The following is a 14,204-nucleotide window of genomic DNA, read 5'->3' as shown; positions in this document are numbered from 1 at the left end:
CGGGCGCCGCCTCCCATACGTTCACTCCACCGAATCATGGAGGTGGAATGTCCCGGATCAGACGACTGCTCGTCCCCGCGCTCGTCGCGGCGGCGGCGGGAAGTGTGTTCGCGGCCCCGTCGGCGAGCGCCGCGCCCGCACCCCAGTGCGACACCGCTAGCGCGCCGTTCAACTACGTGGTGCTCTACGACCCGCGCACCCCGGAGCGCAAGGTCGACGCCGAACTGCGCGCCAAGTGCGGAGAGAAGGTCGCGTACTACCCGGAGATCGGGGTCGCGGTCGCGACCTCCCGCAACGCCGACTTCCAGGCGAAGATCGGCGTCTTCCGCGCCTACTCGGGCGGCCGTGACATCGCGTTCCCGCCGGCGGCCCCGGCCAGGTCGACCCGCTCCGCCGTGGTCGACACCAAGGAGAGCGAAGAGACCACCAGCGTCGCCGTCGACGAGGACCTGTCGGCCCAGCAGTGGGACATGCGGGCGATCCAGGCTCCCGAGGCGAACAAGGTCTCCGGTGGCAGCCGCTCGGTGACCGTCGGCGTGCTGGACTCGGGCATCGAGCCCACCCACCCCGCGCTGAAGACGGCACTGGACCCGAAGGTGTCCGCCGGCTGCAACTCGGGCGCGCCCGACACCACCCCCGCCGCCTGGGCGCCCACGAACTCCGACCACGGCACGCACGTCGCCGGCACGATCGCGGGCAAGGACACCGCGCGCGGCTTCACGGGCGTCGCGCCCGGCGTCAAGCTGGCGTCGGTGAAGGTCGTGAACGACGACGGCCTGATCCTCCCCGAGGCCGCGGTGTGCGGGTTCATGTGGGCGGCGAAGCACCGCTTCCCGGTGACGAACAACAGCTACTACATCGACCCTGGCATGTTCTACTGCTCGAAGGAGCCGGGCGACGCGGCCGCGTACGAGGCCGTCCGCCGCGCGGTGGTCCACTCGACCGGCCGTGGCGTGCTGAACGTCGCCGCCGCCGGCAACAGCGGTTTCGACGTCACGAAGCAGACCACCGACCCGAACCGCCCGCACCCCGTCGACTCGAGCTGCGGCATCCTGCCGAAGGCGATCGAAGGCGTCGTGACCGTCTCGGCCATCGGCTACGCGGGCACGAAGTCGTCCTATAGCAACTTCGGCGCCGGTCAGGTCGAGGTGACCGCCCCCGGCGGTGACCGCGCCCAGCTGCCGCCCGCCGGCCAGGGCGCCGGTTGCCCGCTGTCGACCATCTTCAACGGCGCCTACGGCACCAAGTGCGGTACCTCGATGGCGTCCCCGCACGCCGCCGGCGTCGCCGCGCTGCTGGCGTCCCGCTACCGCCACGCTCCGCCGCGGCTGCTGACCTGGCTGCTGGAGCACCAGGCCGACGCGGTCGAGTGCGGCACCGCGGCGCCGGTCTGTGAAGGCCCGGCGAAGAACAACTCGTACTACGGGCACGGCCGCGTCAACGCTTTGGACGCGGTGAAGTAGATCTTTTCGATCGCCGGGGCCCGTCCGCGTTTCGCGGGCGGGCCCCGGTTTCATTCAGTCCTTCGTACGTCAGCGACGAATCCGAAGCGTTGGCCGATCTGTGGTGCGGTTCCCTTCAGCCTCAGGACGGTGTCCCTGCCTTCACGTGAGCGTTCTACCTCTGTCGGGGGCAGAGACTTCACCTTCAGTGCCGCATCGTCTCTGAAGTTGCGGAAAGTCACCTTGAAATCGAACTCGGCGACCGTAGTGGTGAACGAGGTGTCGAAAGCCTCGGGTCGGCGCCCCTTCATGAGGTCGGCCGAGTATTTCGGCCAATGCCATTCTGCGGTGACCACGTCCCCTTCCTCGACGGTGCGGCCGAGATGGACGTAAACCGTCAGCTTCGGTTCACCTCGCTCCGTCTCCGACCAGCTCGAAGTCGTGGGAACGCGTATTCCTGACTCCGGAGTCGAAGCGGTGGCGTGGACGAAGTCATACGTCACGCTTCGCTTCTCGCGCTTGGTGTACTTGGTGGTGCCGTAGCAAACCGAGGTGAAGGTGAGGTACCGGAGGTGATGACCGGCCGACTTGGCCATCGTCACCTCTCGGCGAATCCAGGTGTCGCCGCTTTCGTCGATCCTTGTTTCCTGCTTCCAGCGGCGAATGCCCACCGGCGTGGTTTTGGTAAGTCCGGCAGGTAGGAATGAAGAAGCCGCTCGGTTCTGGTCAAGCGATCGCGTAGATTTCGGGTGGCGGAGAACGAAATCAGCGCGACGACCACGAAGAGAACGGCGGCCGCTGTCGCGAAGGTCGTACGCAACCAGGCGAGCCCGAGGACCTGGCCGAGTATCCCGATCGTGCTCAAGGCCGCGACCGTGCCTGCGACGACTCGGAGGTAGCCGTGGCGGTAGACGAGATCTTCGAGGTCTGAGAGCAGCGGCAGGAGCCGGTGGGACAGGGTCTTGCGCAGTTCGGTTGTCGTTTCCATGGGATCCCCTTGGATCGGTCAGCCGATGACCCTCCAGGCTAGCTCTGTCAGGCATTGGGGGATCGGCACTTTCGTCGGATCCGCGATCGCGTTCTGCTCGTTAGGTTGTGAACACCTTCGACAGTGGGGAGTTCACGATGTCGGTGTTCGGTCGGGTGGTTCCCGTGGTGGTGGGGCTGGCGATGCTCCCGCTCGTCAGCACGCCCGCGGCGGCGGCTCCGGTGGCACCTTGCAGCGAGGAGCCTCGGGAGCTGCCCATCAACGAGTTCACCGACTATCGCGAGATGGTCCGCGAACTCGGCAGGCTCGAGCGGGTGAGCAAGGGGCGGGTGGCGGTCAAGGAGGTCGGACGGTCCAACCGCGGGCGGGTGATCCACCAGGCGACCGTCGGGACCGGTCCGAAGGTCCTCGTGGTCTCCAGTGAGATCCACGGGAACGAGAAGACCGGCACCGACGCTCTGTTGCGCATCCTCGACTACCTCGGCACGTCGGACTCGCGGGACGCCGAGCGGCTGCGGAAGACCATCACCTTCGTCGCGGTTCCGAAACTGAACCCGGACGGCGCCGAACTCGACCGGCGCGGCAACGACCTGTCGTGGGCGGAAGTGCAGCGGAAGTTCCCGCAACTCAAGGACCGGCCGCCCGCGTGGAACTACCTCAGCGGCGTCCTCCAGGGCGACGACTACCGGAAACGTCCGGGATTCGACGTCAACCGCGACTTCAACCCGGACTTGAACTACGTCCCGCGCGCGGAAGACTTCCCGGGCGCGCCGGATCAGCCGGGCTGGTTCATCACGCCCGAGGCGCGGGCACTGCGTTCGGTGTACGCCGGGTTGACTGCTCAGCGCGGAAAGGTCCCTGACGTCTACGTCGATCTGCACCATCAAGGCGCCTGCGTCCGGCAGGAAGGCAGCAACCGGCTCCTCGACGTCGGCATCGACTACCCGCCGCTGCCCGACAAGTTCTTCGAGCCCGGTCAGAAGTACGCGAAGTACCGCGATGTGTACACAAAGGACGAATCGCGGCAGCTGGCGATCAGCGCGTTCAACGGGATGACGTCGCGCGGGTTCGTCGGGGCGCGGTACCCGCACGGTGCCGATCGGGATCTGCCGGGGCAGGCGCGGTCTTCGTTCGCGCTGAACGGGACGGGGACGGTGCTGTTCGAGGTGCGCGGGCAGACGCAGACGCTGGGACAGCAGCACCGGGAGCACTTCACGCGCGCGGTGATGGCCGGGCTGTACAACATGCTGCGGGACGTGAGCACGGGCGCTGTCGACTACATCGACCCGGAGGCTTTCGACCTACTGCCCGGAACCGCCGACAGCCACTCACTGGACGCGCGCATTCTTGAGTAGCTCGCCCGCCTGCCTCTGGGGTACATGATGGCCCCCTTCCTTGCCTGGGTACAGGAAGGGGGCCATCATGTACTCCGGTTCAGGCTGCCGCCGCCAGGTGGATGTCCGGTCCGGGTCTGGCCGCGGCTACGTCGTGCGCGGCAGTGAGAGAAGCGAGGACGCCGTCGGGGTCGTCTCGCAGCCGGGAGGGCAGAGTTTGCACGACGACGAGGCCCGCCGCCGCATACCGCGTATTGCGCTCAATGGTTCGCGCATAGTCCGACTTGCGGAAATGAAACTCGAAGGAGTCGATCTCCCAAACGAGACCGATATCCTTCCACAACGCGTCGGGACGTCCGATGTAGCGCCCTTTCCGGTCATGGATCGCCGCGTTCCAGTGGCTCGGTGGTGTCGGCATGCGCTGGCTGAGGATCCTGGCGCGCGATTCCGCCATGGACCGGAGATCTACCCAGTTCGTGAGCAGGCGCCGCGGTACAGCGGTACCTCGAAGTGAGCCGTGATCGAGTTCGCGAAGCAGAGCCTTTGGATGGCAACCGCCTTTCTGGACCGCTTCGATCAAGATCGCCTCGACCTGCTCGGCGTTCCCGAGCCGCCGCGCCGTATCCGTCGTGGCCCGGAGCAGCGGCGCCAAGGGAACTTCGTTCCGGATGATCGGCGACGGCAAGCGGATCGTCCGTTCCATCGTCACGAAGCCGGTGCTGCGGATCTTCCGATCATGCGGGATCAGCAGGTGCAGACCCGTGTCCGGTGGCATCGCGGTTGGGCGCAAGCCGTGCCGCCGACAGGCTTCGATTCCGGTGAGAACCGCGTCCGCCCCGCCGTGCAGGAGCCCCGCGGTCACGAGCTGTTCGCTCGTGGGTTCGTTGTTGTGCAACAGGATGATGCCCGGCAGCAAGCGTTGCCAAGGGCCGCCGGGCAGGCAGCGAGTGTAGATCGTCCGGCTGCTCATCTCCAGGCCCTCCAGATCGGACGCCCGGACGACACCGTTGCGACTCCGTTCGTGCAGCAGTTCGGGATGCTGAGCCCATCTCCCCTTCTTGGTCATGAAGCTCAGCGTGAGCCTTGAGCAGACAGTCCCGCCAGAGCTGATTTGCCGACCTGTGGATAACTGCCCCATTGTGGATAACTCAGTTCCTAGTACATGAAGGCCCCCTTCCTTGCGCCTAGCGCAAGGAAGGGGGCCTTCATGTACTAGAGACGAGCCCAAAAGCGTCAGACGCGCTTGAACAGCAGAGCGCGCTTAACCTCCTGAATGGCCTTCGTCACCTGAATGCCGCGCGGGCAGGCGTCGGTGCAGTTGAAGGTCGTCCGGCAGCGCCAGACACCCTCGGAGTCGTTCAGGATGTCAAGCCGCTCTTCGGCGCCTTCGTCACGCGAGTCGAAGATGAACCGGTGCGCGTTGACGATCGCGGCCGGGCCGAAGTACGAGCCGTCGTTCCAGTACACCGGGCACGAGGACGTGCAGCAGGCGCACAGGATGCACTTGGTCGTGTCGTCGAACCGGTCGCGGTCGGCCTGCGACTGGATCCGCTCGCGCGTGGGCTCGTTCCCGTAGGCGATGAGGTACGGCTTCACGGCCTTGTACGCCTCGAAGAACGGGTCCATGTCGACGTAAAGGTCCTTGAGCGTGGTCAGACCCTTGATCGGCGCGATGGTGATGGTGGTCTTCTTGCCACCGGTCTCCAGCAGGTCCTTCATCAGGACCTTGCACGCCAGGCGGTTGATGCCGTTGATCTGCATCGCGTCGGAACCGCAGACGCCGTGCGCGCACGAGCGACGGAACGAGAACGTCCCGTCGATGTAGTCCTTCACGTAGAAGAGCAGGTTCAGCAGCCGGTCGGTGCGCTGCGCCGGGACGTCGTAGGACTCCCAGTGCGGCTCGGTGTCGACTTCGGGGTTGAACCGGAGGATCTTCAGCGTGACGGTGATCGGCGTGTGGTCGGAGGACACGGCCTCCGACTTCTCGGGGGTGGCCGTGGTCATCAGTACTTCCGCTCCATCGGTTCGTAGCGGGTGAAGGTCACCGGCTTGTAGTCCAGTCGGATGTCGGCGGTCAGTTCGGAACCCTGCTTGTAAGCCATGGTGTGCCGCATGAAGTTCGTGTCGTCGCGGTTCGGGTAGTCCTCGCGAGCGTGGCCGCCGCGGGACTCCTTGCGCGCCAGGGCACCGACGACCAGGACTTCGGCGAGTTCGAGCAGGAAGCCCAGCTCGACGGCCTCGAGGACGTCGGTGTTGTACCGCTTGCCCTTGTCCGACACGGTGATCCGGCTGTACCGCTCCTTCAGCGCCTGCACGTCGGTCAGCGCCTGCTTCAGCGTGTCCTCCGTGCGGTACACCGAGGCGTGCGAGTCCATCGTCCGTTGCAGTTCGGTGCGGATATCGGCGACGCGCTCGTCACCGTGCTCCGACAGCAGGAGCGACAGCTGCTCTTCGACCACGTGAGTCGGGTTCTCCGGCAGCTCGATGTGCTCGTGCGCCAGCGCGTACTCGGCGGCGGCGATGCCGGCACGACGGCCGAAGACGTTGATGTCCAGCAGCGAGTTGGTGCCCAGCCGGTTCGAGCCGTGCACGGACACGCACGCCACCTCGCCGGCGGCGTACAGGCCGGGGATGACGTTCTCGTTGTCCCGCAACGCCTCGCCGTGGATGTTGGTCGGGATGCCGCCCATCACGTAGTGGCAGGTCGGGAATACCGGCACCGGTTCGGTGACCGGGTCGACGCCCAGGTACGTCCGCGAGAATTCCATGATGTCCGGGAGTTTCGCGTTCAGCGTCTCTTCCGGGATGTGCGTGACGTCGAGGACGACGTAGTCCTTGTTCGGCCCGCAGCCGCGGCCCTGCAGCACTTCCTGCACCATCGACCGGGCGACGATGTCACGCGGCGCGAGGTCCTTGATGGTGGGGGCGTAGCGCTCCATGAACCGCTCGCCGTCGGCGTTGCGGAGGATGCCGCCCTCACCGCGCACGGCCTCGGAGATGAGGATGCCGAGCCCGGCGAGACCTGTCGGGTGGAACTGGAAGAACTCCATGTCCTCCAGCGGCAGGCCCTTGCGGAAGATGATGCCGAGGCCGTCACCGGTGAGGGTGTGCGCGTTCGACGTCGTCTTGAAGATCTTGCCCGCGCCGCCGGTGGCGAACACGATCGACTTCGCCTGGAAGACGTGCAGCTCGCCGGTCGCCAGCTCGTAGGCGACGACGCCGGAAGCGGCCGGGTTGCCGTCCTCGTCCGGGGTCAGGACCAGGTCGAGCACGTAGAACTCGTTGAAGAACTCGGTGCCGTGCTTGACGCAGTTCTGGTACAGCGTCTGCAGGATCATGTGCCCGGTGCGGTCCGCGGCGTAGCAGGCGCGGCGCACCGCGGCCTTGCCGTGGTCACGGGTGTGCCCGCCGAAGCGGCGCTGGTCGATCTTGCCTTCGGGCGTCCGGTTGAACGGCAGGCCCATCTTCTCGAGGTCGAGGACCGCGTCGATGGCTTCCTTCGCCATGATCTCGGCGGCGTCCTGGTCGACCAGGTAGTCGCCACCCTTGATCGTGTCGAAGGTGTGCCACTCCCAGTTGTCCTCCTCGACGTTCGCCAGCGCGGCGCACATGCCGCCCTGGGCGGCGCCGGTGTGCGAACGCGTCGGGTAGAGCTTGGTGAGGACCGCGGTGCGGGCACGCTGGCCGGATTCGATGGCCGCGCGCATGCCGGCGCCACCGGCGCCGACGATCACCACGTCGTACTTGTGGAACTGCATAGGGATGCTCCGCTTATCAGGAATCGAGCACTGTGGTGGGGCGTCAGTTGGCCGAGATACCGGGATCGAAGGTGAAGATCACCATGGTGCCGACGGCGAGGATCAGCACCATCGAGACGTAGAGCACGATCTTCAGCCAGAACCGGGTGCTGTCCTTGCGGGCGTAGTCGTCGATGATCGTGCGCAGCCCGTTGCCGCCGTGGATCTCGGCGAGCCACAGCATCGACAGGTCCCAGAACTGCCAGAACGGCGAGGCCCAGCGGCCGGCGACGAAGCCCCAGTTGATGCGGTGCACGCCGCCGTCGAGGATGTTCATGATGAACAGGTGGCCGAGCACCAGCACGACCAGTGCCAGGCCCGAGATGCGCATGAACAGCCAGCTGTAGAGCTCGAAGTTGCTGCGGCGGGCAGCGGGGCGCTTCGGCGAGCGCGGCTTGTCGAGTGCGAGAACTTCGGATGCCATGGTCAGTGCCCCCCGAACATAACTTCGACGGTGCGCTTCATCATGAAGAAGGCACCGGGAATCATCACCACGACCCAGATGGCCAGGATGGTCCAGAGCATCGGCTTCTGGAACTTCGGTCCCTTCTCCCAGAAGTCGACCAGCATGACCCGGATGCCGTTGAGCGCGTGGAACAGCACCGCGCCGACGAGGCCGACCTCGAGGAGGTTGACCAGCGGGGTCTTGTAGGTCTCGATGACCTCGTTGTACGAGTCGGGTGACACACGCACGAGCGCGGTGTCGAGCACGTGCACGAAGAGGAAGAAGAATGTCAGCACGCCGGTGATGCGGTGCAGCACCCAGGACCACATACCGGGGTCTCCCCGGTAGAAAGTCCCCTTCCGGCGCGAGGCGCCCGCGGAGGCGCTCGCACCCGCCTCGGCGGCGGTGCTAGGCGTAGCCGTGGTGGACATCGGTGAACGGCCTCCAACGTCATGGCTTGAGCCCGCTGACCGCTGGTTTCCGCGCCTGCCGCCGGGACGTCCACCTGGGGACGGCTCCGGCGACGGTGCCGAGATCATGGTCATCGAGCGTGGATGAAAAGGATGCTAGACCCGCACCTCACGGTGGGCTCACCTCCGGGTTCCTCTGTGTGATGGACCAGACATCGGGGGCCCGCACGATCGGGTGACGCGGGCCGATGACTCACCGATTCGTCCACTGTGGACGGGAGGGGTCGCGGCGAAGCGCCCCTGAACGGTGCGTGACGATTTTGGATCCTTCTTTCGGCCAGGAGGCCGGTTGCTGCCTGCGATTACTCGGCCGTGATCACCGTGTGTGTTTCGTTCGTCGCGCGTACGACTCATGAGTAAACGTTTGTGTTACGTAGCGTGCCTTTCCTATGGCGGCTAAGCGGCCGTTAGGTACCGTCTCTCGGTCGAACCCGGCAGTATCGCCGGGTCGTTTCTTCGGACCATCCGCTGGATCAGCGGGGAGGGAGACACACGTTGCGTCGCATGCGTGGAACCGCGCTGGCCGCCGCCATGGCCGGTGCTCTGGTACTGGCCGGATGCGCGAAGGATTCAGGTGCGGGGAACAACACCAACGCGGGCTCCGGGGACCAGTCCGCCGGCTGCGTGACGGCGCCGAAGCCGCCTGCCGCGGCGGCCGCCTCGACCAGCACCAGCCAGGCCGGTGAGAAGGTCGACGGCAGCAAGCTCAAGGTCGCCCTGGCCTTCGACGTCGGCGGTCGTGGCGACGCGTCGTTCAACGACTCCGCCGCCGCCGGTACCGACAAGGCCAAGGCCGAACTCGGCGTCACCACGGTCACCGAAAGCACCGCCGCCGCGACCGAGGACGAGGCCGCCAAGTCGCAGCGCCTCGACCAGCTCGCCTCGCAGGGGTTCAGCCCGATCATCGCGGTCGGCTTCGCCTACGCCAAGGCCGTCGGCGCCATGGCGCCGAAGTACCCGAACACCCAGTTCGCGATCGTCGACGACGACTCCGTCAAGGCCCCGAACGTCACCTCGCTCGTCTTCGCCGAGGAGCAGGGCTCGTTCCTGGCCGGCGTCGCCGCCGCCTACAAGTCGAAGAAGTGCCACGTCGGCTTCGTCGGTGGCGTGAACACGCCGCTGATCCAGAAGTTCGAGGCCGGCTTCCTCCAGGGTGTGAAGGCCGCTTCTGCCAAGGCCGTCATCGAGGACGAGTACCTCACCCCGGCCGGTGACTTCTCCGGGTTCCAGGACCCGGCGAAGGGCAACGTGAAGGCCGCCGCCCAGATCGCCAAGGGCGCGGACGTGATCTACCACGCGGCCGGCGCCTCCGGTAAGGGCGTTTTCGAAGCCGCGAAGTCCAACAACGCGTTCGCCATCGGCGTCGACTCCGACCAGTACAACCAGAAGACGGTCGAGGCGTCGAAGGACGTCATCATCACCTCGATGCTCAAGCGCGTCGACGTGGCGGTGTTCGACTACCTGCGCGCGCTGGCGAAGGGCGACCTGACGTCGCTGCCGAAGCGGTTCGACCTCAAGGTCGACGGCATCGGCTACGCCACCTCCGGTGGCAAGATCGACGACATCAAGGACGTCCTCGAGGGCTACAAGGCGCAGATCGTCTCCGGGGCGATCACCGTCTCGGACAAGCCGCAGAAGTAAGCTTCACCAGGCAGCAGGGCTCGGAAGGACGACCCTTCCGAGCCCTCACCTGTTTAACCCCCAGAACTGGATGGCTTTTTCATGAGCGCTCCCCAGGCCGAGGTCACCGACGCCCCCGACCGGGGTGAACCGGCCGTGCAGCTGACCGGGATCACGAAACGGTTCCCCGGCGTCGTCGCCAACTCCGACGTCAACCTCACCGTCGCCAAGGGCGAGGTACACGCCGTCTGCGGCGAGAACGGCGCGGGCAAGTCGACCCTGATGAAGATCCTGTACGGCATGCAGCAGCCGGACGAGGGCGGCATCGCGATCAACGGCGAACCGGTGAAACTGCGCAACCCGCAGGACGCCATCAAGGCCGGGATCGGGATGGTCCACCAGCACTTCATGCTGGCCGACAACCTGACCGTGGGGGAGAACGTCTTCCTCGGCGCGGAGAACCTGCACGGCATCGGCCGCGCGGCCAGGGCGAAACTGGCGGAGCTCGCCGAGCGGGTCGGCCTGCACGCCCGGCCGGACGCGCTGCTCGAAGAACTCGGCGTCGCCGACCGCCAGCGCGTGGAGATCGTGAAGGTGCTCTACCGCGGCGCCCGGATCATCATCCTCGACGAGCCCACCGCGGTGCTCGTGCCGCAAGAGGTCGAGGCGCTGTTCGAGACCGTCCGCGCCATGAAGAAGGACGGCTTCACGTTCCTCTTCATCTCGCACAAGCTCGACGAGGTGCGCGCGATCGCCGACACGGTCACCGTGATCCGCCGCGGCACCACCGTCGGCACGGCCGACCCGAAGACGATCACCTCACGCCAGCTGGCCGAGATGATGGTCGGCTCGGAGCTGCCCAGCCCCGAGACCCGTGAGTCCACCGTGACCGATCGGCCCGTCCTCCGCCTGGACGACGTCTGCTTGAGTGTCGAGGGTTCCGAGCGGAACGTGCTCGACCACATCTCCTTCACCGTGCACGCGGGTGAGGTGCTCGGGATCGCCGGCGTCGAGGGCAACGGCCAGACCGAACTCGTCGAGACGATCATGGGCATGCGCAAGGGCGGCGGCCGGATCGAACTGACCGAGGCCGAAGGCAAAGTCGTCGAACTGCACAAACTGGGGACGCTCGCCCGCCGCGAGGCCGGGATCGGATACATCGCCGAAGACCGCACGCGGCACAGCCTCCTGCTCACGCAACCCTTGTGGGTCAACCGGATCCTCGGCTACCAGACCCGCGAGCCGGTCGCGAAAGGACAGTTGCTCGACATCGCCGGCGCGCGTGAGGACACTCGCCGCATCGTCGCGCAGTACGACGTCCGCACGCCGGGCATCGACGTCCCGGCCGCCGCGCTTTCCGGTGGTAACCAGCAGAAGCTGATCGTCGGACGTGAACTTTCCGGCAATCCGGTGCTGCTGATCGCGTCGCATCCGACGCGCGGTGTCGACGTCGGCGCGCAGGCGTTGATCTGGGAGCGGATCCGCCGGGCGCGCGCGGCCGGGCTGGCCGTGCTGCTGGTTTCGGCCGACCTCGACGAGCTGATCGGGCTTTCCGACACCATTCGGGTCATGCTGCGCGGACGACTGGTCGGCGAGGCCGACCCCGCGACCGTGACCCCGCAGGAACTGGGCTCCGCGATGACGGGTGCCTCCGAAGACTCTGAAGAAAATGGAGGCACAGCGTGAAGGGGTTCTGGCCGCGCGGCTCCCAAGGTGATCGATGCGCGCGCACTATCGCGGGAGGCACGGCGTGAGTTCCTGGCGTACGAGGCTGCTGCCGCCTCTGCTCGCGATCGTTTTCGCCGTCATCCTGACGGCCATCGCGCTGATCATCTCGGGCGCCGACCCGATCCAGGCCTACGGCACGATGATCGGCCAGCTCTTCAAGGGCTCGACGGCCATCGACACGGTGAACCTCGCGACGGTCTACTACCTGTCCGGGCTCGCGGTGGCCATCGGCTTCCAGATGAACCTCTTCAACATCGGTGTCGAGGGTCAGTACCGGTTCGCCGCCATCGTCACCGCCATCATCGGCGGGGCACTGCGGCTGCCGCCGGTGATCCACGTGCTGGCGATCCTCGTCGTCGCGGTGGCCAGCGGCATGCTGTACGCGGCCATCCCGGCCGTGCTGAAGGTGACCCGGGGCGTTTCCGAGGTCATCTCGACGATCATGCTGAACGCGATCGTCGGCGGCATCGTGGCGTTTCTGGTCAACGCGGATCAGTTCGGCGTGCAGACCGGCAACAACATCGCCACCCGCGAAATCGACGTCACCGGCCGGATCCCGGGGATCCCGATCCTTTCCGGTGAGCTGTTCGGCTTCGTCTTCATCGCGGCGCTGATCGGCGCGGCCTACTGGTTCATGCTCAACCGGACCCGGTTCGGGTTCGAGCTCAAGGCCTCCGGTGAATCTACGACGGCCGCCGCCGCCGGTGGGGTGAACGCCAAGAAGATGACGCTGATCGCGATGCTGCTTTCCGGTGGCGTCGCCGGCCTGGTCGCGATGCCGGAACTCCTCGGCCGCGACTTCAGCTACGGCATCACCTCCACCCAGATGTACGGCTTCACCGGTATCGCGGTCGCGCTGCTCGGCCGCAACCATCCGGCCGGGATCGCGCTGGGCGCCCTGCTGTGGGCGTTCCTCGACCGGTCCGCGGTGTCGCTCGAGCAGATCAACGTGTCCAAAGAGATCGCCACGATCATGCAGGGCGTGATCGTGCTGTCGGTCGTCATCGCGTACGAGATCGTGCGCCGCGCGGACCTGGCCGCCGAACAGCGTCGCGTCGGTCGCGCGCTGGCGGGTAAGGGTTCCAGCGTTTCCGAGGGAGGTGCGGTGTGAGCACGGACGTTCTTTCGCCCAACACGGGCGGGACCACCATGCCGGTGAAGCCGTCGAAGCGCCGCATCCCCGGCTGGCTCAAGGGCGCCATCTGGGGGCTGCTGGCGGTCGGCGTGCTCGCGATCGCGTCGTACGCCACCGGCGTCAACACGCTGACCTCGACCAACACCGCGCACACCGCGCTGAGGCTGGCGCTGCCGATCCTGCTCTGCGCGCTCGGCGGGCTCTGGGCCGAACGCGCGGGCGTGATCAACATCGGCCTCGAAGGCATGATGATCCTCGGCACCTGGGGGGCTGCCTGGGGCGCGTTCTACGGCGGCGTCTGGGCCGGATTGCTGGCGGCAGTGGTGTTCGGCGCGCTCGGCGGGCTGCTGCACGCCGTCGCGACGGTGACCTTCAACGTCAACCACATCGTCTCCGGTGTGGCGATCAACCTGCTCGGTCTCGGGGTCGCGAAGTACCTGGCGAACCTGGTGTTCACCCCGCTTTCGGGGAACCCGCGCCAGTCGCCGCCGGTCCCGAAGTTCGACACCTATTCGGCGACGTTCCTCTCGGACTGGCTTTCGGATCTGGAGAAGATGCAGCGCGTCTTCGTCTCCGACCTCGCCGGAATCCTCAACGGCCTGGTCACCGAGGTCGCGCCGCTGACGATGATCGCGATCGCGCTGGTCCCGATCAGCTACCTCGTGCTGTGGCGGACGCGGTTCGGCCTGCGGCTGCGCTCCTGCGGGGAGAACCCGGTCGCGGCCGAGTCCCTCGGCGTGAACGTCTACCTGCACAAGTACGTCGCCATGATCATTTCCGGCGGGCTCGCCGGAATGGGTGGCGCGTCGCTCGTGCTGCTCGCGGGCGGGGCGGACTACCTGGAGAACCAGACCAACAACCGCGGGTACATCGGCCTCGCGGCGATGATCTTCGGCAACTGGCGGCCGGGCGGCCTGCTCGGCGGCGCGGCGCTGTTCGGTTACGCGGACGGTCTCCAGCTCGCCGGTGGCGGCACCGCGGTGCTCGCGCTGCTGTACGGCGCGGTGATCCTGCTGGCCGTGCTCGTGGCGGTGCAGTTGTTCCGCCGTCAGTGGATCGCCTCCGCGCTCGGTGTCGTCGGCGCCGGTCTGCTGTACGCGATCTACTGGACCAACGACGACCTGCCCAGCGACCTCATCCCCTACACCGCGCACTTCGTGACGCTGATCGTGCTGGCGGTGGCTTCGCAGCGGCTACGGCCGCCCAAGGCGGACGGCGCGCTGTACCGGCGAGGTGAGGACTGAC

At 66.7% G+C, this 14,204-nt stretch carries 13 protein-coding genes; 6 read left to right on the top strand and 7 right to left on the bottom strand.

Annotated features, from left to right (window positions below):
* Positions 1 to 47 precede the first annotated feature (47 nt).
* A complete protein-coding gene (locus ACZ6DT_RS26935) occupies positions 48 to 1,463 on the top strand; it encodes a S8 family peptidase (protein ID WP_465600140.1) in 1,416 nt (471 codons plus the stop codon).
* Positions 1,464 to 1,513: 50 nt separating this feature from the next.
* Here ACZ6DT_RS26935 and ACZ6DT_RS26930 read toward each other — a convergent pair whose 3' ends face one another.
* Together ACZ6DT_RS26930 and ACZ6DT_RS26925 are read right to left on the bottom strand one after the other, a co-directional pair.
* Positions 1,514 to 2,113, bottom strand: a complete 600-nt coding sequence (locus ACZ6DT_RS26930) for a hypothetical protein (RefSeq protein WP_465600138.1) — start codon at positions 2,111 to 2,113, stop codon at positions 1,514 to 1,516.
* Positions 2,041 to 2,430, bottom strand: coding sequence for a hypothetical protein (locus ACZ6DT_RS26925; RefSeq protein WP_465600136.1), 390 nt, complete (start codon positions 2,428 to 2,430; stop codon positions 2,041 to 2,043). The genes ACZ6DT_RS26930 and ACZ6DT_RS26925 overlap by 73 nt, the downstream gene beginning before the upstream one ends.
* Positions 2,431 to 2,567: 137 nt before the next feature.
* On the opposite strand from ACZ6DT_RS26925, the gene ACZ6DT_RS26920 reads away from it, so the two are divergent.
* Positions 2,568 to 3,785 carry a M14 family zinc carboxypeptidase gene (locus ACZ6DT_RS26920; protein ID WP_465600134.1) on the top strand — a complete coding sequence of 406 codons (1,218 nt, stop codon included), beginning with the start codon at positions 2,568 to 2,570 and terminating at the stop codon, positions 3,783 to 3,785.
* A 79-nt stretch (positions 3,786 to 3,864) separates the two neighbouring features.
* Here the strand turns inward: ACZ6DT_RS26920 and ACZ6DT_RS26915 are convergent, their stop codons facing one another.
* From ACZ6DT_RS26915 to sdhC, 5 genes are all read right to left on the bottom strand, one after another.
* Positions 3,865 to 4,734 (bottom strand): hypothetical protein, encoded by an 870-nt coding sequence (locus ACZ6DT_RS26915; protein WP_465600132.1) that lies wholly within the window; start codon positions 4,732 to 4,734, stop codon positions 3,865 to 3,867.
* A gap of 263 nt (positions 4,735 to 4,997) precedes the next feature.
* Positions 4,998 to 5,768 carry a succinate dehydrogenase iron-sulfur subunit gene (locus ACZ6DT_RS26910; RefSeq protein WP_007032047.1) on the bottom strand — a complete coding sequence of 257 codons (771 nt, stop codon included), beginning with the start codon at positions 5,766 to 5,768 and terminating at the stop codon, positions 4,998 to 5,000.
* Positions 5,768 to 7,522 carry a succinate dehydrogenase flavoprotein subunit gene (gene sdhA, locus ACZ6DT_RS26905; RefSeq protein WP_465600129.1) on the bottom strand — a complete coding sequence of 585 codons (1,755 nt, stop codon included), beginning with the start codon at positions 7,520 to 7,522 and terminating at the stop codon, positions 5,768 to 5,770. Before sdhA ends, ACZ6DT_RS26910 begins: the two co-directional genes overlap by 1 nt.
* A 43-nt stretch (positions 7,523 to 7,565) precedes the next feature.
* Entirely contained in the window at positions 7,566 to 7,985 is a 420-nt protein-coding gene (locus tag ACZ6DT_RS26900; protein ID WP_125796445.1) for a succinate dehydrogenase hydrophobic membrane anchor subunit, read from the bottom strand.
* 2 nt (positions 7,986 to 7,987) lie between these two features.
* The gene (gene sdhC / locus ACZ6DT_RS26895; RefSeq protein ID WP_465600127.1) at positions 7,988 to 8,437 is read right to left on the bottom strand and encodes a succinate dehydrogenase, cytochrome b556 subunit; all 450 of its coding nucleotides are present in this window, start codon (positions 8,435 to 8,437) and stop codon (positions 7,988 to 7,990) included.
* A 543-nt stretch (positions 8,438 to 8,980) separates the two neighbouring features.
* Here sdhC and ACZ6DT_RS26890 point away from each other — a divergent pair.
* From ACZ6DT_RS26890 to ACZ6DT_RS26875, 4 genes are all read left to right on the top strand, one after another.
* Positions 8,981 to 10,117, top strand: a complete 1,137-nt coding sequence (locus ACZ6DT_RS26890) for a BMP family lipoprotein (protein WP_465600125.1) — start codon at positions 8,981 to 8,983, stop codon at positions 10,115 to 10,117.
* An 81-nt stretch (positions 10,118 to 10,198) separates the two neighbouring features.
* Positions 10,199 to 11,782 carry an ABC transporter ATP-binding protein gene (locus ACZ6DT_RS26885; protein WP_465600123.1) on the top strand — a complete coding sequence of 528 codons (1,584 nt, stop codon included), beginning with the start codon at positions 10,199 to 10,201 and terminating at the stop codon, positions 11,780 to 11,782.
* Between the two features lie 64 nt (positions 11,783 to 11,846).
* Positions 11,847 to 12,935: an ABC transporter permease gene (locus tag ACZ6DT_RS26880; protein WP_465600121.1), complete on the top strand. Its 1,089-nt coding sequence runs from the start codon at positions 11,847 to 11,849 to the stop codon at positions 12,933 to 12,935.
* A 38-nt stretch (positions 12,936 to 12,973) separates the two neighbouring features.
* Positions 12,974 to 14,203: an ABC transporter permease gene (locus ACZ6DT_RS26875; RefSeq protein ID WP_465600563.1), complete on the top strand. Its 1,230-nt coding sequence runs from the start codon at positions 12,974 to 12,976 to the stop codon at positions 14,201 to 14,203.
* Position 14,204: the final 1 nt, after the last annotated feature.

The sequence above is a fragment of the Amycolatopsis sp. NPDC041971 genome (assembly GCF_055588925.1).
The sequence above is the reverse complement of the archived record's forward strand: the minus strand, read 5'-3'. Positions and strand labels throughout refer to the sequence as shown.

Coding starts and splice junctions, on each gene's coding strand:
- ACZ6DT_RS26900 (WP_125796445.1), bottom strand. CDS start 7,985: ATGGCATCCGAAGTTCTCGCACTCGACAAGCCGCGCTCGCCGAAGCGC.
- ACZ6DT_RS26915 (WP_465600132.1), bottom strand. CDS start 4,734: ATGAGCAGCCGGACGATCTACACTCGCTGCCTGCCCGGCGGCCCTTGG.
- ACZ6DT_RS26925 (WP_465600136.1), bottom strand. CDS start 2,430: ATGGAAACGACAACCGAACTGCGCAAGACCCTGTCCCACCGGCTCCTG.
- ACZ6DT_RS26890 (WP_465600125.1), top strand. CDS start 8,981: ATGCGTGGAACCGCGCTGGCCGCCGCCATGGCCGGTGCTCTGGTACTG.
- ACZ6DT_RS26910 (WP_007032047.1), bottom strand. CDS start 5,768: ATGACCACGGCCACCCCCGAGAAGTCGGAGGCCGTGTCCTCCGACCAC.
- sdhC (WP_465600127.1), bottom strand. CDS start 8,437: ATGTCCACCACGGCTACGCCTAGCACCGCCGCCGAGGCGGGTGCGAGC.
- ACZ6DT_RS26885 (WP_465600123.1), top strand. CDS start 10,199: ATGAGCGCTCCCCAGGCCGAGGTCACCGACGCCCCCGACCGGGGTGAA.
- ACZ6DT_RS26920 (WP_465600134.1), top strand. CDS start 2,568: ATGTCGGTGTTCGGTCGGGTGGTTCCCGTGGTGGTGGGGCTGGCGATG.
- sdhA (WP_465600129.1), bottom strand. CDS start 7,522: ATGCAGTTCCACAAGTACGACGTGGTGATCGTCGGCGCCGGTGGCGCC.
- ACZ6DT_RS26875 (WP_465600563.1), top strand. CDS start 12,974: ATGCCGGTGAAGCCGTCGAAGCGCCGCATCCCCGGCTGGCTCAAGGGC.
- ACZ6DT_RS26935 (WP_465600140.1), top strand. CDS start 48: ATGTCCCGGATCAGACGACTGCTCGTCCCCGCGCTCGTCGCGGCGGCG.